This is a genomic window from Paraburkholderia sp. J69-1, assembly GCF_905220255.1.
Taxonomy (GTDB): domain Bacteria; phylum Pseudomonadota; class Gammaproteobacteria; order Burkholderiales; family Burkholderiaceae; genus Paraburkholderia.
Genome location: NZ_CAJMZG010000036.1, coordinates 1 through 25473, shown reverse-complemented (window position 1 = coordinate 25473; position 25473 = coordinate 1). Strand labels below are relative to the sequence as shown.

Below are 25473 nucleotides of genomic sequence, written 5' to 3'. Positions count from 1 at the left end.
CACGCAGCGGAAAAAAGTGTCAGCTTCGTGCTATAACACCCCGGTCAATCCGGGGTGTTTTACTTTGGGAGGTCGTCGTGGGTCCGCATGGTTTGTTCTGGTGGATCGGCGCGGGCGTGCTGATCGTGGCCGAGCTGATGACCGGCACCTTCTATCTGCTGATGATCGCGCTGGGCTTTCTGGCCGGCGTGGTGGCTTTCGAATTCGGCGCGCCGCTCGATGTGCAGTTCGCGATTGCCGCGCTCGTTGGCCTCGTGGCGGTGATCGCGCTGCGGCGTTCGCGTTTCGGGCGCAAGCGCCGTATGGTCGATGCATCGAGCGATCCTGGTGTGAATCTCGACATCGGTTCCACGCTGACCGTTGCCGCCTGGCACGAAGGGCGTGCCCGCACGATGTATCGCGGCGCCGAATGGGACGTCGAACTGGCGCCCGGCGAGCCCGAAGACGCCCATCTCTATCAAATCAAGGCCGTGCGCGGCAGTTGTCTTATCGTGGCGGGCGCGCATCACGCGTGACCCGGGTTCACGCGGTCAGACTCACGCACTCACCAGTCAAAGCCGAAGCAAAAGGGGAAGCGCATGCAAGTACCAGTTGTCGGGCTGATTCTGCTCGTTATCGTCATCGTCCTGATTTCCAAGACCGTCAAGATCGTGCCGCAGCAGCATGCATGGGTGCTGGAGCGGCTTGGACGCTATCACGGCACGCTCACGCCGGGTCTGACGATCGTGCTGCCGTTCATCGATCGCGTCGCGTACAAGCACGTCCTCAAGGAAATCCCGCTCGACGTGCCCAGCCAGATCTGTATCACGCGCGACAACACGCAGTTGCAGGTGGACGGCGTGCTGTACTTCCAGGTGACCGATCCGATGAAGGCGTCGTACGGTTCGAGCAACTTCGTGTTTGCGATCACGCAGCTTTCGCAGACCACGCTGCGCTCGGTGATCGGCAAGCTCGAACTCGACAAAACGTTCGAGGAGCGCGATTTCATCAACCATAGCGTGGTCTCTTCGCTCGACGAGGCGGCGTCGAACTGGGGCGTGAAGGTGCTGCGCTACGAGATCAAGGATCTGACGCCGCCGAAGGAAATTCTCCACGCAATGCAGGCGCAGATCACCGCCGAGCGAGAGAAGCGCGCGCTGATCGCGGCGTCGGAAGGGCGCAAGCAGGAGCAGATCAATCTGGCGGCGGGCGCGCGCGAGGCGGCGATCCAGAAATCGGAAGGCGAGAAGCAGGCTGCGATCAATCAGGCGCAGGGCCAGGCGGCGGCGATTCTGGCGGTGGCCGAAGCGAACGCGACCGCGATCCAGAAAATCGGCAATTCGATCCAGGCGCAGGGCGGGATGGACGCGGTGAATCTCAAGGTTGCGGAGCAGTACGTGAACGCGTTCGGCAACCTGGCGAAGCAGGGCAACACGCTGATCGTGCCGGGCAATATGAGCGATCTGAGTTCGATGATCGCCTCGGCCCTGACGATCGTGAATCGCACGGGCATGAAGGAATCGCAGATGACGCGCGACACGGCCAAGGGCGCGTGAGCCTTCGTTTCGACGTTTCGTAGCGACGAGCAGGCAACAAAAAGGGGTGGCATGTCATTCATGCCGCCCCTTTTTTACGTCTTGAGGCAAAACTACGCGGATCAGGTCGGCGTGCGCATCAGGCGCGCCTTCTCGCGCTGCCAGTCGCGCTGCTTTTCGGTTTCGCGCTTGTCGTGCAGCTTCTTGCCCTTGGCGAGGCCGATTTCGCACTTCACGCGGCCGCCCTTGTAGTGGAAGTTCAGCGGCACGAGCGTGAAACCGCGCTGCTCGACCTTGCCGATCAGCTTGTCGATTTCCTCGCGGTGCAGCAGCAGCTTGCGGGTGCGCGTGGCGTCCGGGTGGATGTGCGTCGAGGCTTCGGGCAGCGGGCTGATGTGCGTGCCGATCAGGAACAGCTCGCCGTCCTTGATGACGACGTAGGCTTCCTTGATGTTGGCTCGCCCGGCGCGCATGGCCTTGACCTCCCATCCTTCGAGCACGAGCCCTGCCTCGTGGCGCTCTTCGATGAAGTAATCGAAGAAGGCTTTTCTGTTGTCGATGATGCTCATAGGAAAATGGGAAACGCCCAACTCGTTTAAAATTACGATTTTAGCAAAGCGGGCCAGCGAAAGCCCGCTGCGCCTTCACCCTTGCATCGCATTGCGCAATTTATGGCGGATGTCCAGAAAACCGTGTTGATTCGCCATTCGGCGGAACAGATGTTCGACCTCGTCACCGATGTCGACGACTATCCTAACTTTCTGCCGTGGTGCGGCGGCGTCGAGGTACGCCGCAAGGACGAGAGCGGCATGGAGGCGAAGATCGATATCAACTTCAAGGGCATCAAACAGCACTTCGCCACGCGTAACGTGCAGAAGCGCCCTGAGTATATCGATATGGAGTTCACCGACGGCCCTTTCAAGAAGTTCACGGGCTCGTGGCGCTTCACGCCGTTGCGGGCCGACGCCTGCAAGATCGAATTCTCGCTGCACTACGAGTTTTCTAACATCATTCTCGAAAAGATCATCGGGCCGGTGTTTCATCACATCGCGAACACCTTCGTCGATTCCTTCGTGAAGCGCGCCGATCAGCGTTACGGGAAGAACAAGGTATGAGCGCGAATCTCACCCGCGATCTGTCGGTCGATGTCTGCTATGCGCTGCCGGATGCGCAAACGCTCATCGGCGTGCAACTGGCGGCCGGTTCGACCGTGCAGCAGGCCATCGACGCGAGCGGCATATTGACGCGCCATCCCGAGATCGATCTGACGAAACTCAAGGTGGGCGTGTTCGGCAAGCTCAAGCCGCTCGACAGCGTGCTGGCTAACCATGACCGCGTGGAGATTTATCGGCCGCTGGTGGTCGATCCGAAACTCGCGCGTCAGCGTCGCGTCGACAAAACCCGCAAGGCGGGTTCGATCGAAGGGCGCAAGTGGCAGAACAAGGATTCGCGCTGATCGTCTGAAATATCATCAGACCAGCGCGAACGATCGTCACAAAGGTTTAACTGGCCGCGCGGCGCTGCTCCGCGCCATTCCTGCGGCCATCGTGCCCATCGCTTTCGGGCACGATGCCGTCGCCGTGCACGGCGTCTTCAGGTCCGCCCGCATGCTGGCGGACCGACCAGCTCACTCCCACCACCAGCAGCACGATCGCCGCGATTTCCAGCCCGCGCGGCAGGCGATGGTCGTAGATGAAACCGTAGAGCAGCGCGAACAGCGTCTCGAACACGATCATCTGGCCGGAGAGCGTCAGCGGCAGACGCTTGGCGGCGGCGTTCCACAGCCCGTTTCCGAGCCACGAGGCGCCAATCGCCAGCACCAGGTTCAGTTGCCAGAAGGTGGTCCAGCGGCCATCGGCGACGGTTTCCTGCGCGGCGCCTGCGGGCATCACCAGAATCACGAGCCACAGCAGCCCGCCGAGTGCGCCCGTCACCACGCCCCAGAGCACCGACCACTCGTTGCCGCTGAAATGCGCGTTGCGCTGCAGATAGCGCGAATTTTCGACAGCGAACCACGTCCAGCAGATCAGCGCGCCCGCGGCGCAGCCAATCCCGGTGATCTTCGTGAGCGTGCTGGCGGAATCGCCCGCGCTGCCCGCCGCTGTAAACACATCGACATTGATGCAGACGATGCCCGCCGCGATCATCGCCAGAGGCCATGCGAGCTTCGAAAGCGACACCGCGCCATGATCGCCGCGACCGAGCAGCGTGACCGTCACGGGCAACACGCCCACGATCAGCGAGGCTGGCGCAATGCCTACCAGGTGGATCGCGGTGGCGAGAAACAGGTAGTAGAGCAGGTTGCCCATCAGCGCCAGTTTCACGAGCGCGACGAGATCTTCGCGCGTGAGGCGCGGCCAGACACGTTTGAGCATTGGCAGGAGCGCAGCCAGCGACACGAGCCCGTACATCACGTAGCGTCCGGCGCTCAGGAGCAGGGGCGAGAAGTCCGCCAGTTGCCGGGGCACCACGAATACCGTTCCCCATAACGCTCCAGCGAGCACGCCGTACAGCACACCACGTTGCATTTCCATTGCCTCCGCATAACTTTCAGTGGGAGGCAAGCTTACCCGCGCGCGCTGCTTCTCGTCTTGTTCAATCCTGCACGGTTCATGCGGGATGAGTGGAGATACGGATGGAAATTCGGGTCGAAAGCAGGTGAGCAAGAACGCGGAAATCCGCTGTAATGACCGCTCCGGATGCCCCCGAAAACTTCAAAAAAATCCCGAAATCGGCGCTAAGCTACTGTACGCACTGATGATTTCCAGGGCGCTATCCCGTATAATCTGCTTTTGCGCCTATAGGATTTGCCATGCGTCTGATCCAGAAAGCACTCACGTTCGATGACGTGCTCCTCGTTCCCGCCTTCTCCGACGTTCTCCCGCGCGACACCAGCCTGAAGACCCGGCTGACCCGCAATATCTCCCTGAACATTCCGCTTGTCTCGGCCGCGATGGATACCGTCACGGAAGGGCGTCTTGCTATTGCCATGGCGCAGCAAGGTGGCGTGGGTATCGTTCACAAGAACCTCACGCCCGCCGAACAGGCGCGTGAAGTCGCGAAGGTGAAGCGTTTCGAGTCGGGCGTCGTGCGTGATCCGATCACCGTGCCGCCGCAGATGAAGGTCGCGGACGTCATTGCGCTGTCGCAGCAACATGGCATCTCGGGCTTCCCGGTCGTGGAAGGCGCGCAGCTGGTCGGTATCGTCACGAACCGCGACCTGCGCTTCGAAACCCGTCTGGACGAGCCGGTGCGCTCGATCATGACGCCGCGCGAGCGCCTCGTCACCGTCAAGGAAGGCACGCCGCTGGCCGACGCCAAGTCGCTCATGCACAGCCACCGCCTCGAGCGCGTGCTGGTCGTGAACGATGCGTTCGAACTGCGCGGCCTGATGACCGTCAAGGACATCACCAAGCAGACCGAACACCCGGCCGCCTGTAAGGACGAGCACGGCAAGCTGCGCGCTGGCGCGGCAGTCGGCGTCGGCGCAGACAACGAAGAGCGCGTCGAACTGCTGGTGCAGGCCGGCGTCGACGTCATCGTCGTCGATACGGCGCACGGTCACAGCAAGGGCGTGCTCGAGCGCGTTCGCTGGGTCAAGCAGAACTTCCCGCACGTCGAAGTCATCGGCGGCAACATTGCGACGGCCGATGCCGCGCGTGCGCTCGTCGAGTACGGCGCGGATGGCGTGAAGGTCGGTATCGGCCCGGGCTCGATCTGCACGACGCGTATCGTCGCAGGCGTGGGCGTGCCGCAGATCACGGCAATCTCGAATGTCGCTGAAGCGCTCAAGGGCACCGGCGTGCCGTGCATCGCCGACGGTGGCGTACGCTACTCGGGCGACGTCTCGAAGGCGCTGGCTGCCGGCGCGAATGCCGTCATGATGGGCAGCATGTTCGCCGGCACCGAAGAATCGCCGGGCGACGTGTTCCTGTTCCAGGGCCGTCAGTACAAGTCGTACCGCGGCATGGGTTCGGTTGGCGCGATGAAGGACGGCGCGGCTGACCGTTACTTCCAGGACAACTCGGCGAACATCGACAAGCTCGTGCCGGAAGGCATCGAAGGCCGCGTCGCCTACAAGGGCCCGATCAACGCGATCCTGTTCCAGATGATCGGCGGCGTGCGCGCTTCGATGGGCTATTGCGGTTGCCGCACGATCGACGAACTCCACGAGAAGGCGGAGTTCGTGCAGATCACGGGCGCAGGTCTGAACGAATCGCACGTCCATGACGTGCAGATCACCAAGGAAGCGCCCAACTACCACGTGGACTAAGCCTCGATGAAGCCGCTGCTGCGCGTAGTGCTGATTGTCGATGCGTTGATATTGCTGGGGTTCGGCGTGCTGTTTCTTCTCACGCCCTGGACCTCTCTCTACGACGCGCTGCAATTGGTGCAGGCGCAGCCGGCGCTTGTCGGACAGGCGTTCGGCGTGGTGTTGCTGGGCTTTGCCTGGCTCGCGCTGCGGGCGGCCTTCGACGGCGCGCTGACGGCCACGATCGGTCGCACTGCAGGGCATGTCAACTGGATTGCCGGCGTCTTGATGCTGGTCTGGCTGATCGGTCTGCACAAGCCGCAGCTCACGGGCTTGGGGCAACTGGTGGCCGGTGCGGTGGGCGCCTGTCTGATCGTCGTGGGATTTGGCGGTGCGCGTCTTGCCGGTGCGGTGAAGCTGCGCGAGAAGGCGCTGGCGGTCGAAGCCGCGGCGCAGGAGCGCGAAGCGCGCCGTGCGGTCAAGGAAAAGCGCGACGAGCCGGTGGTCTATGCGAAGCCGTTTTTCTCGCATAAGAAGGCTGCGCCCGTCGTCGTTCCGGTCGCTGAGCCGGTCGAGCCGGTGATCGTGCCGGTCGCGCCATCGGTCGCGCCGCGCACAGCGGTGGACGCCGAGGAAGCGCGCCAGGCGGCGCGAGACGAAGCGGCCGACGCCCAGCGGCCACCGCTGCGAGGTTGAGGTGGGCAGCGCGTCGACGCCAACCGTCAGACGCGAAACCCGCCAGATTGCGCCCGAACCGCCCGAATTGCGCTGCACGGGACCGCCACGTGCCCGTGCCCAGGTTCCGATGAATTCACGCCGCGTGCGAGGCTTCCAGCCAGTGCGCGGCTTTCTGTATCCGTTCTTTTTTAGGTCTCGTCCGCTGCCATGCACGACAAAATCCTGATTCTCGACTTCGGTTCGCAAGTCACCCAGCTCATCGCGCGCCGTGTGCGCGAAGCAAACGTCTACTCGGAAATCCATCCGTACGATGTCGACGACGCGTTCATCCGCGAATTCGCACCGAAGGGCATCATCCTCTCGGGCGGCCCGAATTCCGTCACCGAAACCGACACGCCGCGCGCGCCACAAGCGGTGTTCGAACTGGGCGTGCCCGTGCTCGGCATCTGCTACGGCATGCAGACGATGGCCGAACAGCTCGGCGGCAAGGTCGATGGCGGCCATCTGCGTGAATTCGGTTACGCCGAAGTGCGCGCGCGCAACCATACGAGCTTCCTCGACGGTATCGAAGATTTCCGTACGGCCGAAGGCCACGGCATGCTCAAGGTCTGGATGAGCCACGGCGACAAGGTCATCGAAATGCCGGCGGGCTTCCAGCTGATGGCATCGACGGAATCGTGCCCGATCGCGGCGATGGCCGACGAAGCGCGTCACTTCTACGGCCTGCAATGGCACCCGGAAGTCACCCACACCGTTCAGGGCCGCGCGATGCTCGAGCGCTTCGTGCTGGGTATCTGCGGCGCGAAGGCCGATTGGGAAATGGGTCACTACATCGACGAAGCCGTCGAAGCGATCCGCAAGCAGGTTGGCAAGGAACACGTCATTCTGGGTCTGTCGGGCGGCGTGGATTCGTCGGTGGCGGCTGCGCTGCTGCACCGCGCGATTGGCGACCAGCTGACCTGCGTGTTCGTCGATCACGGTCTGCTGCGTCTGAACGAAGCCGAGCAGGTGATGGCGATGTTCGCGGGCAATCTGGGCGTGAAGGTGGTTCACGTCGATGCGAGCGAAGCGTTCCTGTCGAAGCTGGCGGGCGTGACCGATCCGGAAGCGAAGCGCAAGATCATCGGCGCCGAGTTCGTCGAAGTGTTCCAGACCGAAGCGGGCAAGCTGACGGACGCGAAGTGGCTGGCGCAAGGCACGATCTATCCGGACGTGATCGAATCGGCGGGCAAGGGCAAGAAGGGCGCGCACACGATCAAGAGCCACCACAACGTGGGCGGTCTGCCGGAAACGCTGAACCTGAAGCTGCTCGAGCCGCTGCGCGAACTGTTCAAGGACGAAGTGCGCGAACTGGGCGTGAAGCTCGGTCTGCCGCACGACATGGTGTATCGCCATCCGTTCCCGGGTCCGGGTCTGGGCGTGCGTATCCTGGGCGAAGTGAAGCGCGATTTCGCGGACTTGCTGCGTCGCGCGGATGCGATCTTTATCGAGACGCTGCGTAACACCATCGACAAGGAAACCGGCAAGTCGTGGTACGAACTGACGAGCCAGGCGTTCGCAGTGTTCCTGCCGGTCAAGAGCGTGGGCGTGATGGGCGATGGCCGCACGTATGAGTACGTCGTGGCGCTGCGTGCAGTGCAGACGATGGACTTCATGACGGCGCATTGGGCGCATCTGCCGCATGAACTGCTCGGCCACGTGTCGAACCGCATCATCAATGAAGTGCGCGGCATCAACCGTGTCGTGTACGACATTTCGGGCAAGCCGCCTGCGACAATCGAGTGGGAGTAATCCCGCTTTGACCGATGCGCGCTAGCATCGGCGATCAAGCAAACCCGCGCTCAGATCTTGATCTGGCGCGGGTTTTTTGTTGTCCAGGTCTGGACCTGTCGAGCCCTATCGCGTTATGGCGCCATTTGCCGCCATTTCGGGCGGCCAAAACACAATCATCCCTCATCTGCGCGATGCAAATGAGATAAAATTGCGTATCCGCACGGGACTTATCCCCAGCGAGCCGGCTTCACGCTCCGCTCACGCCTCCAGCGGCATCGCGCTCGTTCCCTTGAGTTCATCGAGGCACACAATCGAATGCACGCTGCTCACGCCAGGCGCGCGCATGAGCGTGTCGAGCAGGAATTCGGACAGCGCCTTGAGATCGCGGGCCACCACCTTCAGTACGTAGTCGATATCGCCGGTCACGGAGTAGCACTCCTGCACCTGCGGCAACTTCGCGACGAGTTCCTTGAACTTCACGAGTTCGCGCATGTGCCCGCGCTCCATCGTTACCTGAATGAACGCGACCACGCCAAAGCCGAGCGCCTGCGGGTCAAGCCGCGTCTCATAACGCTTGATGACACCCAGCTCTTCAAGCCGGCGATGGCGTCGCAGCGTTTGTGCAGGCGAGAGCTTCACGGCCGCGGCCAGTTCGAGATTGGAGGCGCGTCCGTGCTCCTGGAGCGCGGCGAGAAGCCGGAGATCGATGGCGTCGAGGGCGAGTGCTTGCACTTATGTTGCTCGGGATGAGTTGGATGCGAAATGAAATTGTACCAATCAGGGTTTGCCTGCGTATCAGATGAAATCATATTTTTCCTCGCCGCCTATACACTGGGCGCACCTGACAGGGCTGTCAGCCACAAGCGGCAGCTCTGAAAGCGCATCAGCGCATCAAGTTGCGTGCGCAATATTATTTCGCGCGGCTGCGCAGGGAGCACATGCGGGTGATCAGTCCGCCTCCCAGCCGACGCATCGATAAAGAAGAAACAGGAAGAGACATGGTTTCCACAGCCCCAGGCAACTGCGCACCAGGCAACGGCGGCGACGAGAACGGCCACCTCAGGCGCGGCCTCAAAAATCGGCACATCCAGCTCATCGCGCTGGGTGGGGCAATCGGCACAGGACTGTTTCTTGGCATCGCACAGACGATCCAGACGGCCGGCCCGTCCGTGCTACTCGGCTATGCGATCGCGGGCATCGTCGCGTTCTTCATCATGCGGCAGCTTGGCGAAATGGTCGTCGACGAGCCGGTCGCCGGTTCGTTCAGCTACTTCGCCGATAAGTACTTCGGCCCCTTCGCAGGCTTTCTCTCCGGCTGGAATTACTGGGTGCTCTATGTGCTCGTGAGCATGGCGGAACTGTCGGCGGTCGGCATCTACATGCACTATTGGTGGCCGAATCTGCCCACCTGGGTATCGGCGCTCGGATTTTTCGTCGTCATCAACGGCATCAATCTGGCGAGCGTGAAGTCCTACGGCGAGCTCGAGTTCTGGTTCGCGATCATCAAGGTGCTGGCGATCGTCGGCATGATCGCGTTTGGCGGCTGGCTGCTGCTGTCCGGGAACGCCGGTCCGCAAGCGGGCATCTCCAACCTCTGGGCGCACGGCGGCTTCTTCCCGCATGGCGTGTCGGGGCTCGTGATGTCGATGGCGGTCGTGATGTTCTCGTTCGGCGGGCTGGAACTGGTCGGCATCACCGCAGCAGAGGCGGACGATCCTTCGCACACGATCCCGCGCGCCACCAATCAGGTGATCTACCGCATCCTGATTTTCTACGTCGGCGCACTGGGCGTGTTGCTCTCGCTGTATCCGTGGGAAAAGGTCGTGTCGGGCGGCAGCCCCTTCGTGCTGATCTTCCACGCGATGAACAGCAACTTCGTGGCGCACGTGCTCAACGTGGTCGTGCTGACTGCCGCACTGTCGGTGTACAACAGCGGCGTGTACTGCAATAGCCGCATGCTCTACGGTCTGGCGCAGCAGGGCAACGCTCCCAGGGCGCTGCTCAAGGTGAATCGCCGCGGTATTCCGCTGACGGCACTGGCCGTGACGGCCGTGGCGACGGCGGCCTGCGTCGTCATCAACTATTTCATGCCGGGCAAGGCGTTCGAACTGCTGATGGGGCTGGTGGTGTCGGCGCTCATCATCAACTGGGCGATGATCAGCCTGATCCATCTGAAGTTCCGCAGCGTGAAGGCGCGTGCCGGCGAGACGACGTCGTTCCGCAGCCTTGGCTATCCGCTCACGAATTACCTGTGCCTGGCGTTCCTGGCCGGTATTCTCGTCGTGATGTACATGATCCCGGATCTGCGCATTTCCGTGTGGCTCATCCCGGTATGGCTGGTGGTGCTGGGCGGTGCGTATCGCTTCTGGCGTCGTGGCGCGGCGCCGGCGCTGCACGGCGGCGTGCAGACGCGCTGAAATCCGGTCGGTGAGGCGAGGGCGCTGGTACACGCCAGACGCCTTCGCACATGAATCCCGATCGGCCGCTTATCATCCGACATTCCGCAACTTTCCCGTAACCGACAAGCTAAGGCCATGTTCGAACATATCGATGCCTATCCCGGCGACCCGATCCTCTCGCTCAACGAGAACTTCCAGAAAGATCCGCGACAGAACAAGGTCAATCTGAGCATTGGCATCTATTTCGACGACGAAGGCCGTCTGCCGGTGATGAAGGCCGTCCACGAGGCGGAAGCGGCGCTCCTGCAGGAGCCGGGCGCCAAGCCCTATCTGCCGATGGCGGGTTTCGCCCAGTATCGCGATGCGGTGCAGGCGCTGGTGTTCGGCGCGCAGTGTCCGTCGCGCGCAGCAGGGCGTGTGGCAACGGTGCAGACGCTCGGCGGTTCGGGCGCGCTCAAGGTCGGTGCCGATTTCATCAAGCGCTATTTCCCGCAAAGCCAGGTGTGGGTCAGCGACCCGACGTGGGAAAACCATCGCTTCATCTTCGAGCGCGCGGGTTTCGAGGTGAATACCTACCCGTACTACGACGAAGCGACCGGCGGTCTGAAGTTCGACGCGATGCTCGCGGCCATCGATGCGCTGCCGGCGAAGAGCGTCGTGCTGCTGCACGCCTGCTGCCATAACCCGACCGGCGTGGATCTGGACGACGCGCAATGGGTGCAACTGATCGACGTGCTGCAAAAGCGCGATCTGCTGCCGTTCGTCGATATGGCGTATCAGGGTTTCGGCGCCGGACTGGACGCCGATGCCTTCGCGGTGCGCGAACTCGGCCGTCGCGGTGTGCCGGCGCTGGTGGCGAACTCGTTCTCGAAGAACTTCTCGCTGTACGGCGAGCGTTGCGGCGGTCTGCACGTGATCTGCGAAGACGCGGCCGCGGCTGATCGCGTGCTGGGCCAGCTGACGGGCGCGGTGCGCTCGAACTACAGCAATCCGCCGACGCACGGCGCCAGGATCGTCACGCGCGTGCTGACGACGCCCGCGCTCAAGCAATCGTGGGAAACCGAGCTGGCGGCGATGTGCGAGCGTATCGCCCGCATGCGTGTGGCGATTCACGACGGCCTGCAGGCGCACGTGAGCGGCGAAGCGCTGTCGCGTTACGTGAAGCAGCGCGGCATGTTCACCTACACGGGCCTGAGCGCGGATCAGGTCGATCGCCTCAAGGAAGAGTTCGGCGTGTATATCCTGCGTTCGGGCCGTATGTGTGTGGCGGGTCTGAACGAGAAGAACGTGAGCATCGTCGTCGATGCCGTGGGCAAGGTGCTGAAGGACTGATGCCTGCCTGATTTGCTGAGGCGGCGCCAGCGTAGCTCAACGTAGCTTTACGTCTGGTTGCCGCTTCAGAACCGCATGCCTGTGCCGATCCCGCACACGCCGGAAATGCCTCCGCCACTCCCTCCGCCGCCGCTGCAAAACACGCCGCATCCGCTCAGCGCTGTTCCCAGCAGTAGACAAGCCGCACCAAGCCGCAACTGACGCAGGATTCGTGCGCCTCGCAAGGGTCGCCATGTAGTCCTGAAGCGGAAAAATGAAGAAGATTTCATCGTTGCCTGCGCAAGGAAGAGGGAGCGTGTCGCCAGACGCTGGCTGGCGGTGAAGCCATGAACCTTACGTGCGCACCAGACCCGCGCCCATCAGACGATTCCGGCTTTGCGGGGCATTCAGGGTATTCGCGCCGAATGCGCTTCGCATCAAATACGCCCTCTGTCAATCCATAGGATTAGAACGTCGCCCATGTCGGATGTGCGCGGTCTTCCAGGTGTTACCCTGATAGAATGCCGTGGCCGCAACGTAGTGGATTGCTGATGAAATTGCTTGATGCCCTCGTCGAACAACGGATTGCCGCCGCAGCTGCGCGCGGTGACTTCGACGGGTCTCCCGGCGCCGGAGCGCCCCAGGAACTCGACGACGACCTCTTCGTACCCGAAGAAGTGCGCGTCGCGAACCGCATCCTCAAGAACGCCGGATTCGTTCCGCCTGCGCTCGAACAGCTTCGCGCACTGCGCGATCTCGAGGAAGAACTTGCCAAGGTAGGCGACAAGGCCGCGCAGTGCCGTCTGCGCGCGCGTCTGCTCGCGCTCGATATGGCGCTCGAATCGCTGCGCGGCGGGCCGATGGTCGTGCCGCAGGAATATCGCCGCCGTATCGCCGAGCGTCTGTCCGAGCGTGCTGCCGGCGCTCAGGGTTTCGCGGCGGGTGCCGCTTGAGCGTGGGTGCCATGACGCCTTCCGGCGATGCGAACGAGCCGAATCTGACGTCCGTCGAGGCGTCCGAAGCCGCCGTGCCTGCCTCCACCACCGATCCCATCACGGAACGCGATCGCCATTTCATGCGTCTCGCCCAGGCCGCTGCCGACCAGGCGCGCGCGGCCGGCGAAGTGCCGGTGGGCGCCGTGCTCGTGCGCGGCGACGAGGTCATCGCGACGGGTTTTAATCATCCGATCGGCACGCACGACCCTTCGGCGCACGCCGAAATGGCGGCGTTGCGCGCAGCCGGCAGCGCATTGGGTAACTACCGCTTGCCCGGCTGCGAACTTTATGTGACCCTGGAACCGTGTCTCATGTGCGCCGGCGCGATCATGCATGCGCGCATTTCGCGCGTGGTGTACGGTGCGCGCGATCCGAAGACGGGCGCGTGCGGCAGTGTCGTCGATGCCTTCTCGAACGAGCAGCTCAACCACCATACGAGCGTGATGGGCGGTGTGCTCGAGACCGAATGTGGCGATGCCTTGCGCGACTTTTTCGCCGAACGCCGCCGGGCCAGCCGCGAAGCGCGTCGCGCCGCTCAAGCTGCCGATTCAGCCGATACGTCGCATCCGAACCGCGCGCCTGACGCGCCTCGATAAACCACGCCGCCACGTCGCGCCGCCGCAGCCTGATGGCGCTCTGGTGGATTCGAATCCATCGAACATGACCAGCCATCGCACCATCGAACTGATTGCGCCGTCGGGCTATCCCCACGACCCGGAAGCCGTGCATCGCGGCATTGCGCGGCTGCGCGCGCAGGGTCATCGCGTCGAGAATATCGAGGCCACCGAGCGGCGCTTCCAGCGTTTCGCGGGCACCGACGGTCAGCGCGCCGCCGAACTCAACCGTCTCGCCGATCCTGCGCGCGCCTTGCCCGATATCGCGCTGGCGGTCCGTGGCGGCTACGGCGCCGTGCGCATCCTGCACGGGCTCGACTACGAAGGCCTGCAAGCCCGGCTGGCGGGCCAGCCGATCGCGCTGGTCGGTCACAGCGATTTCACCGCGATCCAGTTGGCGCTCTACGCGCGCGCGGGCATTACGACTTTTGGCGGCCCGATGCTGCTGAGCGACTTCGGCGCGCCGGAATTGAGCAGTTTCACGATGCATCACTTCTGGCAGGCGCTCACGCAGCCCGAATTCACGCTCAAGGTGAAAGCGCCGCAGGTGCAGCACGCGGACGTATCGGGCATGCTCTGGGGCGGCAATCTGGCCGTGCTAACGTCGCTGATCGGCACGCCGTATATGCCGCCGGTGGAGGGCGGCATCCTGTTCGTCGAGGACGTCAACGAACAGCCGTTCCGCATCGAGCGGATGCTGTACCAGCTGCATCTTTCCGGCATCCTCGCGCGCCAGAAGGCGCTGGTGCTCGGCGATTTTTCGGGCGGCAAGCCGTTCGACTACGACAACGGCTACGACCTGCACGCGGTCGTGGAGCAGGTGCGCGCGCTGGCGGGAATTCCGATCATCACGGGTCTGCCGTTCGGCCATATCGCGGATATGGTCACGTTGCCGTTCGGCGCGCAGGCGCAACTGAGCGCCAATGCGCACGGTTTCGAGCTTAACCTGAGCGGCTATCCGTATCGCGGATGAACGGATGCGGAACGCCGCAAGCGCCTTCGGGCGCTTTTTATCTCTGATGATATGCAACTAACAGCCAGATTCATCCGCTGAAGGTCAATGTTCTAGACCCGCCATCGCCATAAATTGTTGACAAAAAATCGGCCCATTTGTGGGCGCTCGATCACCATGAGCGTGCGTTATTCCCAATACTGAAGCGGGATTCACCGGAAGAATGCATGTGTCTGACCGGTCAGACCAGGCATATTCCCCAGGTTTGCCGATAAAATTGTTGACAATCTTTATGTCCAAACTAGCATACCCAACATCAAGGTGACAGACATGAGCAAGACCGTGCAACGCGACGTGCAAAACACCGATACCGAAGCTGACGCGACCGGCACGAAGCCCGAAGCCATCGCCGCGCGTATCCGCGCCGCGATCCTCGAGCATCGTTTGCCGCCTGGCGCGAAGCTCACGGAAGCGCAGTTGTGCGAGGTGTTCAGCGTCAAGCGTGGCCCGATCCGCCAGGCGCTCGCCTTGCTTGCGACCGATCACCTGGTCGATCTGGAGCCGAATCGCGGCGCCTTCGTCGCCAGCCCGACGCTCCAGGAAGTGCACGAAGTATTCGAGATGCGCCGCATCATCGAACTGGCGGTAGTGGAGCGGGTCTGCAATGCGCAGCACGGCACGCGGCGGCTCAAGAGCATCAGCGAGACGATCCGGCGCGAGCGCAAGGCCTTCGAAGGCCGCGACTTTCCGGCCTGGATTCGCCTCTCCGGCGAGTTTCATACGGAATTGGCGGCGCTCACCGGCAACACGGTGCTGTGCGATTGCCTGAACGGTCTCGTCGCGCGTTCGACCTTGATTTCGGCGCTCTACGAATCGCCCGGCCGCAGCCCGTGTTCCTTCGACGATCACGAGTCGATTCTTGTGGCGCTGGAAGCCGGGCAGGCGGCGGAAGCGGCTGCCTTGATGGTGCGGCACCTGCAGGGCGTGGAACTCAAGATGCTGGACCGGCCGACGGGCGCGTCGGTGGATCTGCAGGATGTTTTTGGCACGCGCGACGCCGCGCTTGCCGCACGCTGATAACGGATTGCATGACGGTGGGAACGCGATCGTTCCCACCGCGCTGAACTGAAGGACAACTGAAGAAAACTGAAGGATGCGTGGCACGCCAGATGCCACGCGTCGCACGGGGAAGGAATTGGGATGGCCGCGGCACAGCGGACAGGGCGCCACCAGGGCGACCGTCGCGGTGCGAATGCGACGCCATCCACGCAGATATCGCGGCAGCCGCATCCAGCGGTGCAGCACGCGTTTTGAGGCGTTCAGGCGTCTTTTTTCCGTCGGCGTATCCATCCCAAGGAGCGGATCATGGCTCAGTTCAGCGCGTCACATGGCAGTCCTGCAGTGCCCACCTTCGATTCAGGCGAGAGCAACGAACCCGGCGACGGCATGCGGATTCCCGCCGGCTACAGCGAACGCCTCTATAACCACGATCTCGCGCCGCTCAAGGAGCAGACCTGGGGCGCGTACAACATCTTCGCGTTCTGGATGTCCGACGTGCACAGCGTCGGCGGCTACGTGTTCGCCGGCAGCCTCTTCGCACTCGGCTTGACGAGCTGGCAGGTGCTGGTCGCGCTGATCGTCGGCATCTCGATCGTCAACGTGCTCTGCAATCTGATTGCGCGTCCGAGCCAGCGTCACGGCGTACCGTATCCGGTCGCCTGCCGTGGCACGTTCGGCGTGCTGGGTGCCAATGTTCCTGCGGTGATTCGCGGCCTGATTGCGGTGGCGTGGTACGGCATTCAGACCTTCCTCGCGTCGAGCGCGCTGGTGATCGTCGTGCTCAAATTCGTCCCGCAGTTGATGCCTTACGCCGATGTGCACAAGCACGGCATGCTCGGGCTTTCGACGGTCGGCTGGGCGGGCTTCATGACGCTCTGGGTGCTGCAGGCCTTCGTGTTCTGGAACGGCATGGAGACGATCAAGAAGTTTATCGACTTCGCAGGCCCGGCGGTTTATGTGGTGATGTTCGCGCTCGCGGGTTACATGGTGTATCGCGCGGGCTGGCAGAACATCGGCCTCAATCTTGGCGGCGTGAAATATCACGGCACGGAAGTCATTCCGGTGATGATCACGGCCATTTCCCTCGTGGTGTCGTATTTCTCCGGCCCGATGCTGAATTTCGGCGACTTCTCGCGTTACGGCAAGTCGCTGCGCAGCGTGCATCGCGGCAACTTCTGGGGGCTGCCGGTCAACTTCCTCGCGTTCTCGCTGGTCACGGTGGTGACGACCTCGGCCACGCTGCCTGTATTCGGACAACTGATTACCGATCCGGTCGAAACCGTGAGCCGTATCGATCACCCGACCGCCGTGATTCTCGGCGCGCTGACGTTCACGATCGCGACCATCGGCATCAATATCGTGGCGAATTTCGTCTCGCCGGCCTTCGACTTCTCGAACGTTGCGCCGCGTCTGATCAGCTGGCGTGCGGGCGGCATGCTCGCGGCCGTGGCATCGATCTTCATCACGCCGTGGAATCTCTTCAACAATCCGGCCGTGATTCACTACACGCTCGACGTACTCGGCGCGTTCATCGGTCCTTTGTATGGTGTCCTGATCGTTGACTTCTACCTCGTGAAGCGTGGCCGTCTGGCCGTGGACGATCTCTACACGGTGTCGCCGAAGGGCGCCTACTGGTACAGCAACGGCGTGAACTGGCGTGCGGTGTCGGCGCTGCTGCCCGCCGCCGTGATCGCGATCGTCTGCGTGATGGTGCCCGCGCTCAGCGGCGCAGCGAACTTCTCGTGGTTTATCGGCGCTGCGCTGGGCGCGCTGTTCTACCGCGCGTTGACGATGGGCGATCGCGCCCGCGCGCAAGTCTGAACCACGGATCACGAGCAAGAACACGAGCAAGGAAAGGCCATGCGTATCAAACTGATCAATCCGAACACCACGCAGCGCATGACTGCGGCAATGGGGCAGTGCGCGCGTGCCGTCGTCGCCTCGGGCACGGAAGTGGTGGCCGTGAGCCCGACGATGGGGCCGCCCTCGATCGAGGGCTACTACGACGAGGCGCTGGCCACGCCCGGCCTGCTCGCCGAAGTCGAGGCGGGCGAGCGCGAAGGCTTCGACGGCTACGTGATCGCCTGCTTCGGCGACCCCGGCCTCTATGCGGCGCGCGAGCTCGCACGCGGGCCGGTGGTGGGTATCGCCGAGGCGGCCATGCATGCGGCCAGCGTGCTGGCGCCGGGCTTCTCGGTCGTCACCACGCTCTCGCGCACCAAGGCGATGGCGTGGCATCTGGCCGAGCGCTACGGCATGACGCGTTTTTGCCGCAACGTGCGCGCCATCGACGTGGCCGTGCTCGAACTGGACGAGCCGGGTTCGGCGGCGCGCCGCGCGATCGTCGACGAATGCCGGCGTGCGCTCGAAGAAGATGGCGCCGATACCATCGTGCTCGGTTGCGCAGGTATGACGAGCCTGTGCGCGCAAATCGAGGATGCGCTGTCCGTTCCAGTCGTGGATGGCGTGACGGCCGCGGTCAAATGGGTCGAGGCGCTGGTCGCGCTGCGTCTGACCACCGCCAAGCGCGGCGACTTCGCCAGGCCGCTCACGAAGCGCTACGACGGCGAGTTCGCCCACTTCAGCCCGACCAGCACGGCCAGCGTGACCGACACGCCGCCGCCCGTGCGTCCGCTGCGCTACGGGTAAACACCCAACGCGCACGGACCTTGCCGGGCCACGGCCGGCCCGGCACATACACCTCGCTTGACCCGTACTATCCGTCCTTGCGTATGGGCGCGCCCGGACGATTTCGCTACACTGGGCCGGTCCTCGAAGCAGATTGCCCGCACGCCTGCAAATCCTTGTGGCGCAAGGTTTTAATGCGGTGGAACGGCATCTCGCGCACGAGTCCCGAGCGTCTTATCGCGCTCAGCGTAGTTTCGTTTCGTCATCATCTTTCGACAGATTCGACAGCATGCCACTCGATCCCCAATATCCCCGCGATCTGATCGGTTACGGCCGCCACCCGGTACAGGCCAACTGGCCTGGTAAGGCGCGCATCGCGGTGCAGTTCGTGCTCAACTACGAAGAGGGCGGCGAAAACTGCGTGCTGCACGGCGATCCCGCTTCGGAGCAGTTCCTCTCCGAGATCGTCGGCGCCGCGGCTTATCCGGCCCGCCACATGAGCATGGAGTCGATCTACGAATACGGCTCGCGCGCGGGCGTCTGGCGCATCCTGCGCGAGTTCGAAAAGCGCGGTCTGCCGCTCACGGTTTTCGGCGTGGGCATGGCGATCGAACGCCACCCGGATCTGGGCCGCGCATTCGTCGAACTGGGTCATGAAATCGCCTGCCACGGCTATCGCTGGATTCATTATCAGGACGCGACGCCCGAACGCGAACTGGAGCACATGAAGCTTGGCATGGAAGCGATCGAGCGCGTGACGGGGCAGCGTCCGCTCGGCTGGTACACGGGCCGCGACAGCCCCAATACGCATCGGCTCGTGGCGGAATACGGCGGCTTCCTCTACGACTCCGATTACTACGGCGACGATCTGCCGTTCTGGATGGATGTGGACGTGACCGGCGGCAAGACGGTGCCGCAACTGATCGTGCCGTACACGCTCGACACCAACGATATGCGCTTCGCCACGCCGCAAGGCTTCAACACGGCGGATCACTTCTTCACCTATCTGCGCGACGCCTTCGACGTGCTCTACGAAGAAGGCGACGAAGCGCCGAAGATGCTCTCGATCGGCATGCACTGCCGCCTGCTCGGCCGTCCTGGCCGCATGCGCGCGCTGCAGCGATTCCTCGATCACATCGAGAAACACGATCGCGTCTGGGTGACGCGCCGTGTCGATATCGCGCGCCACTGGCGCGAACACCATCCCTATCAACCGCAACAGAACGATCACCGCGGGGCCGCCGCATGAAGGCAATGCACTACACCCTCGAACAGCTGAATCAGGCTTCGACCGACGCCTTCGTGGCGGCGCTCTCGGGCATTTTCGAGCACTCGCCCTGGGTCGCCGAGGCGGCCGCGCGGCAGCGGCCCTATGCGAGCATCGACGTGCTGCATTCGACCATGTCGGGCGCGGTGGAAACCTCGGGCGAAGCACTGCAACTCGCGCTGATCAACGCTCACCCGGAGCTTGCGGGGAAGGCTGCGGTGCGTGGCGAACTCACGGCCGAATCGACGCGCGAGCAAAGCGGCGCCGGGCTGAACCAGTGCACGCAGGAAGAATTCGACAAATTGCAGGCGCTCAACCGCGCCTATCGCGAGAAGTTTGGTTTTCCGTTCATTCTCGCGGTGCGCGGCTATGACCGCCACGGCATCATCGCGAACTTCGAATCGCGCGTGAACAACAATCGCGCCGACGAAATGCGCGCGAGCCTCGACCAGATTTACCGTATCGCGCGCTTCAGGCTGGATGAGCTGATCGACGCGTGACGTGGCGATGCGCTCCGGCATGCAGCAACACCGCGTGCGCAGCGCAGCGCCGTTTTAACCATAGAAAAGATACGAAGGAAGACAAAGATGGCACTCCCGACTCTCGACCCCAACGCACCCGACTTCACGCGCCGCTTCGTCAATCTCGCGGACCCGCGGCTAGGGGCGCAGGCGCTCGAGGCGAGCGACGACTTCTTCGCGCCGAAGGAGCGCATGCTCAATCCGGAGCCGGCCGTCTTTATCCCGGGCAAGTACGACGATCACGGCAAGTGGATGGACGGCTGGGAAACGCGCCGCAAGCGCAGCAACGGCTACGACTGGTGCGTCGTGAAGCTCGCGCGTCCGGGCGTCATCAAGGGTCTCGATCTCGACACCAGCCACTTCACGGGTAACTTCCCGCCGGCCGCTTCGGTCGAAGGCGCTTATGTCGCTGAAGGCGCACCGACTGCATCGACGCAATGGACCGAAATCGTTCCGTCGATGTCGCTCAACGGCAACAGCCATCACTATGTCGAAGTGTCGAGCGACAAGCCCTTCACGCATCTGCGCGTGAACATCTACCCGGACGGCGGCATCGCCCGTCTGCGTGTGTATGGCCAGCCGCAGGTGGACTGGCAGGGCGCGAGCCGCACGGAACTGTTCGACCTCGCCGCGATGGAAAACGGCGCGTACCTCGTCGGCGCGAACAACCAGCACTTCGGCGTGGCATCGACGCTGCTGATGCCGGGCCGCGGCGTGAACATGGGCGACGGCTGGGAAACGCGTCGCCGTCGCGAACCGGGCAACGACTGGGCGATCATCGCGCTGGCGCAACCGGGCATCATCAAGAAGATCGAAGTCGATACGGCGCACTTCAAGGGCAACTACCCGGATCGCTGCTCGTTCCAGGCTGCGCGCGTGGTGGGCGGCACGGACAGCTCGCTGGTCACGCAGGCGATGTTCTGGCCGGTGCTGCTCGGCGAACAGAAGCTGCAGATGGACAAGCAGCACTACTTCGAGAGCGAACTCGCGGCACTCGGCCCGGTCACGCACGTGCGCTTCAACATCTTCCCGGACGGCGGCGTATCGCGCGTGCGTCTGTGGGGTACGCTCGCCTGATGGGCAAGCGAGGCCATCATGAGTGAAACCACGCAGTTGACCCGCACGACGTTGACCATCGAGCCGCTCACGCGCGAGGCGTTCGCGCCGTTTGGCGACGTGATCGAACTCGAAGGCGCGAAGCAGATTCCGATCAACCTGGGCACGACGATCCGCTATCACGATCTCGCGAATGTGGACGTCACGGAAGAGGGCGGGCGTACGCTCGTGAATCTCTTCCGCGGCCAGCCGCGCGTGCTGCCGTTCGAAGTGAAGATGCTCGAACGCCATCCGCTGGGCAGCCAGGCGTTCGTCCCGCTCAACGACAAGCCGTATCTCGTTGTCGTGGCGCCGGCGGGCGATCTGGATGTGTCGAAGATCCGCGCGTTCGTGTCGAGCGGCTGGCAAGGCGTGAACTATGCGAAGGGCGTCTGGCACCATCCGTTGATCGCACTCGGCGACGTCAGCGACTTTATCGTCGTCGATCGCGGCGGCGAAGGGCTGAACCTCAACGAGCAGGATCTGCCGGAATCGCTCTGGCTGACCGAAGAAGCGATGCGCGACGCACAGCGTTGACGTGTTGTTGGCGGCACGCAAAGCGCGTACCGATGAAAAAAAGCCACGGTCTTGACCGTGGCTTTTTGCATGCTGCCTGAGAGTTTTCTTGCGATCAGAACTCGTAGCCGACCTGGGCGCGCACGGCAGGATTGCCCGTGCTGGTGACGGACACCGCGCCGTTCATGAGCCAGTGCATGTTCGTCGAACGATACGTGACGCCAACCGCCGCCGCGCTGCCGCCCATGTAGTAGCCGCCGCCAGCCGCTACCAGCGTGCGGCCCGGACCGGAAGGCGTGAGGTTTGGCATCGCCATGGCGGCCGCGACGCCGGCGTAGGCGTTCTTCGACACCGTGTTGATCGAACCTTGCAGATTGGAGATCTGCTGGCCAAGCGCGTTCGATTGCTGCGCGATGGCGCCGTTCAACTGGTTCAGATTGACGGCGTCGGTGCCCGAAGTACCGGTCGCGACATTCGTGATCTGGCGTTCCGAGCCAACAGCGCCGACAGAAACGGCGTTATCGCGATCAGCTACGGAGTTGGCACCGATTGCGACAGCATTGCTTGCCGATGCGTTGGCTTTATCGCCGAGCGCCGTTGAATTTGCACCAGAGGCGAGCGCGCCGCCGCCCACTGCGATGGCCTGCGTACCGGAAGCGGCCGCCGCACCGCTGGTCGAATTGGCGGAAACCGCCGTCGTGCCATTCATGCTGATGTTCTGCACGGCCTGGTTGATGTTGGCGACCTGCTGGTTCGTGGCGTAGAGCTGCTGGCCTGTGACGGCGTCGGTGCTCGATGCGGTGAGTGCCGCGTTTTGCAGGCCACTCAAGCTGACATTGCCGTTGGTGGTGCTGCTGAGCGTGACGGACGCGTGAGTCGAGGAGTCGTAGTGCAAAGCGTCTGCATCGACACTTCCCACGCCGACGAGATTGCCACTCGTTGCGCCCAGCATGCTGGGCGGATTCGCGGAACTGGCGTCGAGCGCAGCGATGGCGGAAGTGTTTGCGCCTAGCTGGGCTGAGAAGCTGACAAGGCCGGATCTCACTGCTCCCCAAAGATCGTTCAACTGCGCGACGTTAGCCGCGTCAGTGTCCGCTGAACCTCTTGCAACGTTCGTGATCTTGCGAGTTAAGCCCGTCGCCGCGTTACCGACCGACACTGTCCGAAGTCCATCGGCGACCGACCCCAGTCCCAATGCCACCGAATTGAGCCCGGTTGCCTGTGCGGCGGGTAGGCCGGTTCCCGTGCCGTCAATATACGGATTGCTGAGTTTTTCGATAGCCTGATTCGTCGCGTAAAGCTGCGAGCCGTTGATCGCATCGGTCGAGCTTTCGCTAATCCTGCCCGCAGCGAGATTCGTGATGGTGCGTTCGCTGCCCACGCCGCCGATGCTGACCGTACTGGCCGGATTCGCCCCCGCGAAGCGTACTCACTGCCACGGATCGTGGTGCCCGACGTGCCCGCAACGACGTCGGTAATCGATCCCGCGCCAAGCGCCACGTCTCCCGGGTTCGTGCTGACGGCACCGGCGCCGAGTGCGGTTCCCTGCGATGAGATTGCGCTGGCGCTGTCGCCGAGCGCCGTTGCGAATGAGCCCTGCGTCAGCGCCGCGCCGCCCATTGCCATCGAGTGGTAGCCCGCTGCGGTGCTGTTCAGGCCTACGGCAATCGACGTGCCGCCGTAAGCGCTAGTGCCGAAGCCAATGGCGATGTCATTCCATTCGGTAGCCGCGCTGTGCGCGCCCACTGCGATGGACGCTTCGGCAGCCGTTGCCTGGTTGCCGAACGAGATCGCATAGTTGCCTGATGCCGTGCTCCCTGTGCCCATCGCCACCGAGTTATAAGCCCCCGCACTGGCGTTTGCGCCGATGGCAATCGTATCGACGCCGTTCGCGCCTTCACCGTTGTAGTTGCCGGAGCCCGCCGCGCTATTGATGCCGACATAGTGCGCCGCGCCGCCAGCCTGCAGCATAGCGTCATAGAGTTGCGCGCCGTTGACGGCGTCCAGGCTGTCCGCCGAAAGGGTGCCGTTTGCGACGTTATGCAGTGCGACGGGTTCCATGGCGGCTGCGTCGCCAAGCGTTACTGCATTGTGTGAGGCCGTATCGTAGAAAACGGCGTCGCCGAGCTTGCTGATGGCCGCATAGACCTGCGAGCCGTTGATTGCATCTGTGCTGGTGGCCGAAATCTCGCCGGGGCGCAGGTTCGTAATCTTCTGGTTGCTCATCGAAACGATGCTGTCGAACGTGGTCGGTCCGTGGACCAGGACGTTTGTACCTTTGATGTCCAGCGTGCCGTTTTGATAGCCCGCAACCCGCGCCGTCGATGCGTCGAATCCATAGCCGCCGTTTGTATCGCCCGCATTGTTCAGCGAAAAAGCAAGCCCGTCCGATACGCCGGAGCTTCCGGCCGAGCAGTCAAGCGTGGCGCTGCTGCCCGTGGCTCCCCAGGAATATCCCTTCACCCCTGAGCAGATTTCAAGTCCGCCCTGTCCCACGGTGCCGGCCGCGAAAGCGCCTGTTGAAACAAGACTTGCGACGATCCCCAGTGCGCCGGTCGTCAAGACGGCAGAGCGACGCGACGATTTGCGGTGCGATCGGGTGGTTTCCGCTACCGCTACCCATGTTTGGTCGGTGTCGCTCCAGATGGAACGATAGGTCTTATTCATCTGATTACCTGATTGGAAAATGTTCGGATTACTGAATTCGAGTAACGGAATTCAGAATATGTAGCGCGTGTTTTGGGCCCCGCTTTAGCCAAAACGCGGAATCACTCTAGCGATGCAGGAAGAACGCAAGAATCCGAATATTCCTAATTTCCAATCGATGCTTTAGTTATATGGCGTATGAATAGAGCATTAAGCGTGCAAAAATTGCATTGATTTCTTATGAAAATGCGAACATTCTTATTAAATATGGGTTTGATGCATAATTTATAAGATTTTTGTAAATTAATTAAAAATAAGATTTTAATTTGAATATTTATGATTTTTAAGACTGATGGGACTGCTAGCATGCGCATGCCGTCTAACGAATGATGGTAATTCACCAAAAGGAGATCATTTGATGCAAAAAATCGACCGCACCCAACTCGCGAATATTCAAGCGGCAGGTGGCTGCTGCAAGTGCTGCTGCGCGCCCGCACCGACTCCGCGCGTCGTCGCTGCTGCTGCACCGGTGACGCCGGCGTCGACGCCGCGTTAATCGTACGGTCTGATCGAAAGGGGGGACGCCCCCTTTTTTATGGTTTGGTTTGTATTCCCCAGGTCGTGCTATGTCATTGAGCGCTGAAGGGATCTCGCAGTTCTTCAAGCGCCTGAATGAGCGGCGTTTGTCCTGGCAATTTTCGTTACGCCGTTACCTGTTTTCCCGCTTGTCCTTTTCGATGGTCGAGCGCGCGGCTTTGGCTGCCTGGCTCCTTCGATCCACATACTGTGGCCGGGTCCGCGCGATTGGGGTGGCGCGCTATGAAACCGGGCGCATCGAGGTCGGCCTGACGCGCAAGCACGCATTGCAAACCATGAGCGCGCATATACGCGAATTATGGTTCGACGAGCGTTTTTACGCTGGCCGTGCTTTAAAACGTGACGGCTGGAACGATTTACACGAAGTCGCGCGGCAGTTGGCCGGAATAATCTCGCAGATGCGGGCAAGCGATCCCCGTCGTCCGATTGTCCTTTCGCCTTTTCACTATATTTCCCAATACGCGAACATCTATGTCATCGATGAAGTACGGCGCGAACTGAATCTTGATTCGATTTCGGTTGTTTCCGGCGTACCGCGCGATATTTACGGTAATGACGCAGCAATGATTCCTTCCATTCGCGTCCTTTACACCTATGATGAGGACGGAAAAGATAGCCGCAATGGATTGGGGCTGCGTGTCATCCGTTCGTTGCGC

The 25473-nt window shown here is 62.4% G+C and carries 23 protein-coding genes and 3 pseudogenes; 20 read left to right on the top strand and 6 right to left on the bottom strand.

Translation table 11 applies throughout. The features are described from left to right. Positions 1 to 77 precede the first annotated feature (77 nt). Positions 78 to 515, top strand: a complete 438-nt coding sequence (locus U5A67_RS38410) for an NfeD family protein (RefSeq protein ID WP_205981726.1) — start codon at positions 78 to 80, stop codon at positions 513 to 515. 63 nt (positions 516 to 578) lie between these two features. After that, a complete protein-coding gene (locus U5A67_RS38405) occupies positions 579 to 1535 on the top strand; it encodes a stomatin-like protein (protein ID WP_321814467.1) in 957 nt (318 codons plus the stop codon). Between the two features lie 101 nt (positions 1536 to 1636). Here the strand turns inward: U5A67_RS38405 and smpB are convergent, their stop codons facing one another. After that, positions 1637 to 2083, bottom strand: coding sequence for an SsrA-binding protein SmpB (gene smpB, locus U5A67_RS38400; RefSeq protein ID WP_205981724.1), 447 nt, complete (start codon positions 2081 to 2083; stop codon positions 1637 to 1639). Between the two features lie 102 nt (positions 2084 to 2185). Here smpB and U5A67_RS38395 point away from each other — a divergent pair, with 102 nt between their 5' ends. Next, on the top strand, positions 2186 to 2629 hold the full coding sequence (locus tag U5A67_RS38395; RefSeq protein WP_205981723.1) for a type II toxin-antitoxin system RatA family toxin: 444 nt from the start codon (positions 2186 to 2188) through the stop codon (positions 2627 to 2629). Then, the gene (locus tag U5A67_RS38390; protein WP_205981722.1) at positions 2626 to 2970 is read left to right on the top strand and encodes an RnfH family protein; all 345 of its coding nucleotides are present in this window, start codon (positions 2626 to 2628) and stop codon (positions 2968 to 2970) included. The genes U5A67_RS38395 and U5A67_RS38390 overlap by 4 nt, the downstream gene beginning before the upstream one ends. Before the next feature lie 46 nt (positions 2971 to 3016). On the opposite strand, the gene U5A67_RS38385 is transcribed toward U5A67_RS38390, so the two are convergent. Beyond that, entirely contained in the window at positions 3017 to 4042 is a 1026-nt protein-coding gene (locus U5A67_RS38385) for a DMT family transporter (RefSeq protein ID WP_321814671.1), read from the bottom strand. Between the two features lie 284 nt (positions 4043 to 4326). Between U5A67_RS38385 and guaB the strand changes: the two genes are divergently transcribed. The 3 genes from guaB to guaA all read left to right on the top strand — a co-directional run bounded on the left by guaB (position 4327) and on the right by guaA (position 8235). Beyond that, the gene (gene guaB / locus U5A67_RS38380) at positions 4327 to 5787 is read left to right on the top strand and encodes an IMP dehydrogenase (protein ID WP_205981720.1); all 1461 of its coding nucleotides are present in this window, start codon (positions 4327 to 4329) and stop codon (positions 5785 to 5787) included. A gap of 6 nt (positions 5788 to 5793) precedes the next feature. Next, positions 5794 to 6462 carry a hypothetical protein gene (locus U5A67_RS38375; RefSeq protein WP_321814466.1) on the top strand — a complete coding sequence of 223 codons (669 nt, stop codon included), beginning with the start codon at positions 5794 to 5796 and terminating at the stop codon, positions 6460 to 6462. Between the two features lie 189 nt (positions 6463 to 6651). Beyond that, a complete protein-coding gene (guaA, locus tag U5A67_RS38370) occupies positions 6652 to 8235 on the top strand; it encodes a glutamine-hydrolyzing GMP synthase (protein WP_205981718.1) in 1584 nt (527 codons plus the stop codon). 240 nt (positions 8236 to 8475) lie between these two features. Here guaA and U5A67_RS38365 read toward each other — a convergent pair whose 3' ends face one another. Beyond that, positions 8476 to 8949 (bottom strand): Lrp/AsnC family transcriptional regulator, encoded by a 474-nt coding sequence (locus tag U5A67_RS38365; RefSeq protein ID WP_205981717.1) that lies wholly within the window; start codon positions 8947 to 8949, stop codon positions 8476 to 8478. Positions 8950 to 9215: 266 nt separating this feature from the next. Between U5A67_RS38365 and U5A67_RS38360 the strand changes: the two genes are divergently transcribed. The 12 genes from U5A67_RS38360 (at position 9216) to U5A67_RS38305 (ending at position 21595) form a co-directional block, all read left to right on the top strand. Beyond that, positions 9216 to 10634: an amino acid permease gene (locus U5A67_RS38360; RefSeq protein WP_321814465.1), complete on the top strand. Its 1419-nt coding sequence runs from the start codon at positions 9216 to 9218 to the stop codon at positions 10632 to 10634. Positions 10635 to 10751: 117 nt separating this feature from the next. Further along, positions 10752 to 11948: an amino acid aminotransferase gene (locus U5A67_RS38355; protein WP_321814464.1), complete on the top strand. Its 1197-nt coding sequence runs from the start codon at positions 10752 to 10754 to the stop codon at positions 11946 to 11948. 530 nt (positions 11949 to 12478) lie between these two features. Beyond that, positions 12479 to 12880, top strand: a complete 402-nt coding sequence (locus tag U5A67_RS38350; RefSeq protein WP_205981714.1) for a DnaJ family domain-containing protein — start codon at positions 12479 to 12481, stop codon at positions 12878 to 12880. A gap of 11 nt (positions 12881 to 12891) precedes the next feature. Further along, positions 12892 to 13518, top strand: a complete 627-nt coding sequence (gene tadA, locus U5A67_RS38345; protein WP_321814463.1) for a tRNA adenosine(34) deaminase TadA — start codon at positions 12892 to 12894, stop codon at positions 13516 to 13518. Positions 13519 to 13582: 64 nt separating this feature from the next. Continuing rightward, entirely contained in the window at positions 13583 to 14509 is a 927-nt protein-coding gene (gene ldcA, locus U5A67_RS38340) for a muramoyltetrapeptide carboxypeptidase (protein WP_321814462.1), read from the top strand. 309 nt (positions 14510 to 14818) lie between these two features. Then, the gene (locus tag U5A67_RS38335; RefSeq protein ID WP_205981712.1) at positions 14819 to 15565 is read left to right on the top strand and encodes a GntR family transcriptional regulator; all 747 of its coding nucleotides are present in this window, start codon (positions 14819 to 14821) and stop codon (positions 15563 to 15565) included. 288 nt (positions 15566 to 15853) lie between these two features. Further along, positions 15854 to 17368: an NCS1 family nucleobase:cation symporter-1 gene (locus tag U5A67_RS38330; protein ID WP_321814461.1), complete on the top strand. Its 1515-nt coding sequence runs from the start codon at positions 15854 to 15856 to the stop codon at positions 17366 to 17368. Between the two features lie 39 nt (positions 17369 to 17407). Beyond that, positions 17408 to 18196, top strand: coding sequence for an aspartate/glutamate racemase family protein (locus tag U5A67_RS38325; RefSeq protein ID WP_321814460.1), 789 nt, complete (start codon positions 17408 to 17410; stop codon positions 18194 to 18196). A 268-nt stretch (positions 18197 to 18464) separates the two neighbouring features. Further along, positions 18465 to 19424 (top strand): allantoinase PuuE, encoded by a 960-nt coding sequence (gene puuE, locus U5A67_RS38320; protein ID WP_321814459.1) that lies wholly within the window; start codon positions 18465 to 18467, stop codon positions 19422 to 19424. After that, positions 19421 to 19942: a 2-oxo-4-hydroxy-4-carboxy-5-ureidoimidazoline decarboxylase gene (uraD, locus tag U5A67_RS38315; RefSeq protein WP_205981708.1), complete on the top strand. Its 522-nt coding sequence runs from the start codon at positions 19421 to 19423 to the stop codon at positions 19940 to 19942. The genes puuE and uraD overlap by 4 nt, the downstream gene beginning before the upstream one ends. A gap of 87 nt (positions 19943 to 20029) precedes the next feature. Next, the gene (gene alc / locus U5A67_RS38310; RefSeq protein WP_321814458.1) at positions 20030 to 21040 is read left to right on the top strand and encodes an allantoicase; all 1011 of its coding nucleotides are present in this window, start codon (positions 20030 to 20032) and stop codon (positions 21038 to 21040) included. Positions 21041 to 21058: 18 nt separating this feature from the next. Continuing rightward, a complete protein-coding gene (locus U5A67_RS38305; RefSeq protein ID WP_321814457.1) occupies positions 21059 to 21595 on the top strand; it encodes an ureidoglycolate lyase in 537 nt (178 codons plus the stop codon). 94 nt (positions 21596 to 21689) lie between these two features. On the opposite strand, the gene U5A67_RS38300 is transcribed toward U5A67_RS38305, so the two are convergent. The 3 genes and pseudogenes from U5A67_RS38300 to U5A67_RS38295 all read right to left on the bottom strand — a co-directional run. After that, positions 21690 to 22619: a YadA family autotransporter adhesin gene (locus tag U5A67_RS38300; protein ID WP_321814456.1), complete on the bottom strand. Its 930-nt coding sequence runs from the start codon at positions 22617 to 22619 to the stop codon at positions 21690 to 21692. Between the two features lie 21 nt (positions 22620 to 22640). Then, positions 22641 to 22955 (bottom strand): annotated as a pseudogene (locus tag U5A67_RS40825) (hypothetical protein); the annotation flags it as partial. Positions 22956 to 23149: 194 nt separating this feature from the next. Further along, positions 23150 to 24241: pseudogene (locus tag U5A67_RS38295) on the bottom strand (ESPR-type extended signal peptide-containing protein); the annotation flags it as partial. A 605-nt stretch (positions 24242 to 24846) separates the two neighbouring features. On the opposite strand from U5A67_RS38295, the pseudogene U5A67_RS38290 reads away from it, so the two are divergent. Then, positions 24847 to 25473, top strand: a pseudogene (locus U5A67_RS38290) (hypothetical protein); the annotation flags it as partial.

Bases quoted from the DNA above. Each gene is read 5' to 3' on its own strand.
- U5A67_RS38330 (WP_321814461.1), top strand. From the start codon at position 15,854: ATGGCTCAGTTCAGCGCGTCACATGGCAGTCCTGCAGTGCCCACCTTC.
- U5A67_RS38405 (WP_321814467.1), top strand. From the start codon at position 579: ATGCAAGTACCAGTTGTCGGGCTGATTCTGCTCGTTATCGTCATCGTC.
- U5A67_RS38305 (WP_321814457.1), top strand. From the start codon at position 21,059: ATGAGTGAAACCACGCAGTTGACCCGCACGACGTTGACCATCGAGCCG.
- guaA (WP_205981718.1), top strand. From the start codon at position 6,652: ATGCACGACAAAATCCTGATTCTCGACTTCGGTTCGCAAGTCACCCAG.
- U5A67_RS38395 (WP_205981723.1), top strand. From the start codon at position 2,186: ATGGCGGATGTCCAGAAAACCGTGTTGATTCGCCATTCGGCGGAACAG.
- smpB (WP_205981724.1), bottom strand. From the start codon at position 2,083: ATGAGCATCATCGACAACAGAAAAGCCTTCTTCGATTACTTCATCGAA.
- U5A67_RS38350 (WP_205981714.1), top strand. From the start codon at position 12,479: ATGAAATTGCTTGATGCCCTCGTCGAACAACGGATTGCCGCCGCAGCT.
- U5A67_RS38390 (WP_205981722.1), top strand. From the start codon at position 2,626: ATGAGCGCGAATCTCACCCGCGATCTGTCGGTCGATGTCTGCTATGCG.
- alc (WP_321814458.1), top strand. From the start codon at position 20,030: ATGGCACTCCCGACTCTCGACCCCAACGCACCCGACTTCACGCGCCGC.
- puuE (WP_321814459.1), top strand. From the start codon at position 18,465: ATGCCACTCGATCCCCAATATCCCCGCGATCTGATCGGTTACGGCCGC.
- guaB (WP_205981720.1), top strand. From the start codon at position 4,327: ATGCGTCTGATCCAGAAAGCACTCACGTTCGATGACGTGCTCCTCGTT.
- uraD (WP_205981708.1), top strand. From the start codon at position 19,421: ATGAAGGCAATGCACTACACCCTCGAACAGCTGAATCAGGCTTCGACC.
- U5A67_RS38335 (WP_205981712.1), top strand. From the start codon at position 14,819: ATGAGCAAGACCGTGCAACGCGACGTGCAAAACACCGATACCGAAGCT.
- U5A67_RS38360 (WP_321814465.1), top strand. From the start codon at position 9,216: ATGGTTTCCACAGCCCCAGGCAACTGCGCACCAGGCAACGGCGGCGAC.
- U5A67_RS38375 (WP_321814466.1), top strand. From the start codon at position 5,794: ATGAAGCCGCTGCTGCGCGTAGTGCTGATTGTCGATGCGTTGATATTG.
- U5A67_RS38325 (WP_321814460.1), top strand. From the start codon at position 17,408: ATGCGTATCAAACTGATCAATCCGAACACCACGCAGCGCATGACTGCG.
- ldcA (WP_321814462.1), top strand. From the start codon at position 13,583: ATGACCAGCCATCGCACCATCGAACTGATTGCGCCGTCGGGCTATCCC.
- tadA (WP_321814463.1), top strand. From the start codon at position 12,892: ATGACGCCTTCCGGCGATGCGAACGAGCCGAATCTGACGTCCGTCGAG.
- U5A67_RS38385 (WP_321814671.1), bottom strand. From the start codon at position 4,042: ATGCAACGTGGTGTGCTGTACGGCGTGCTCGCTGGAGCGTTATGGGGA.
- U5A67_RS38355 (WP_321814464.1), top strand. From the start codon at position 10,752: ATGTTCGAACATATCGATGCCTATCCCGGCGACCCGATCCTCTCGCTC.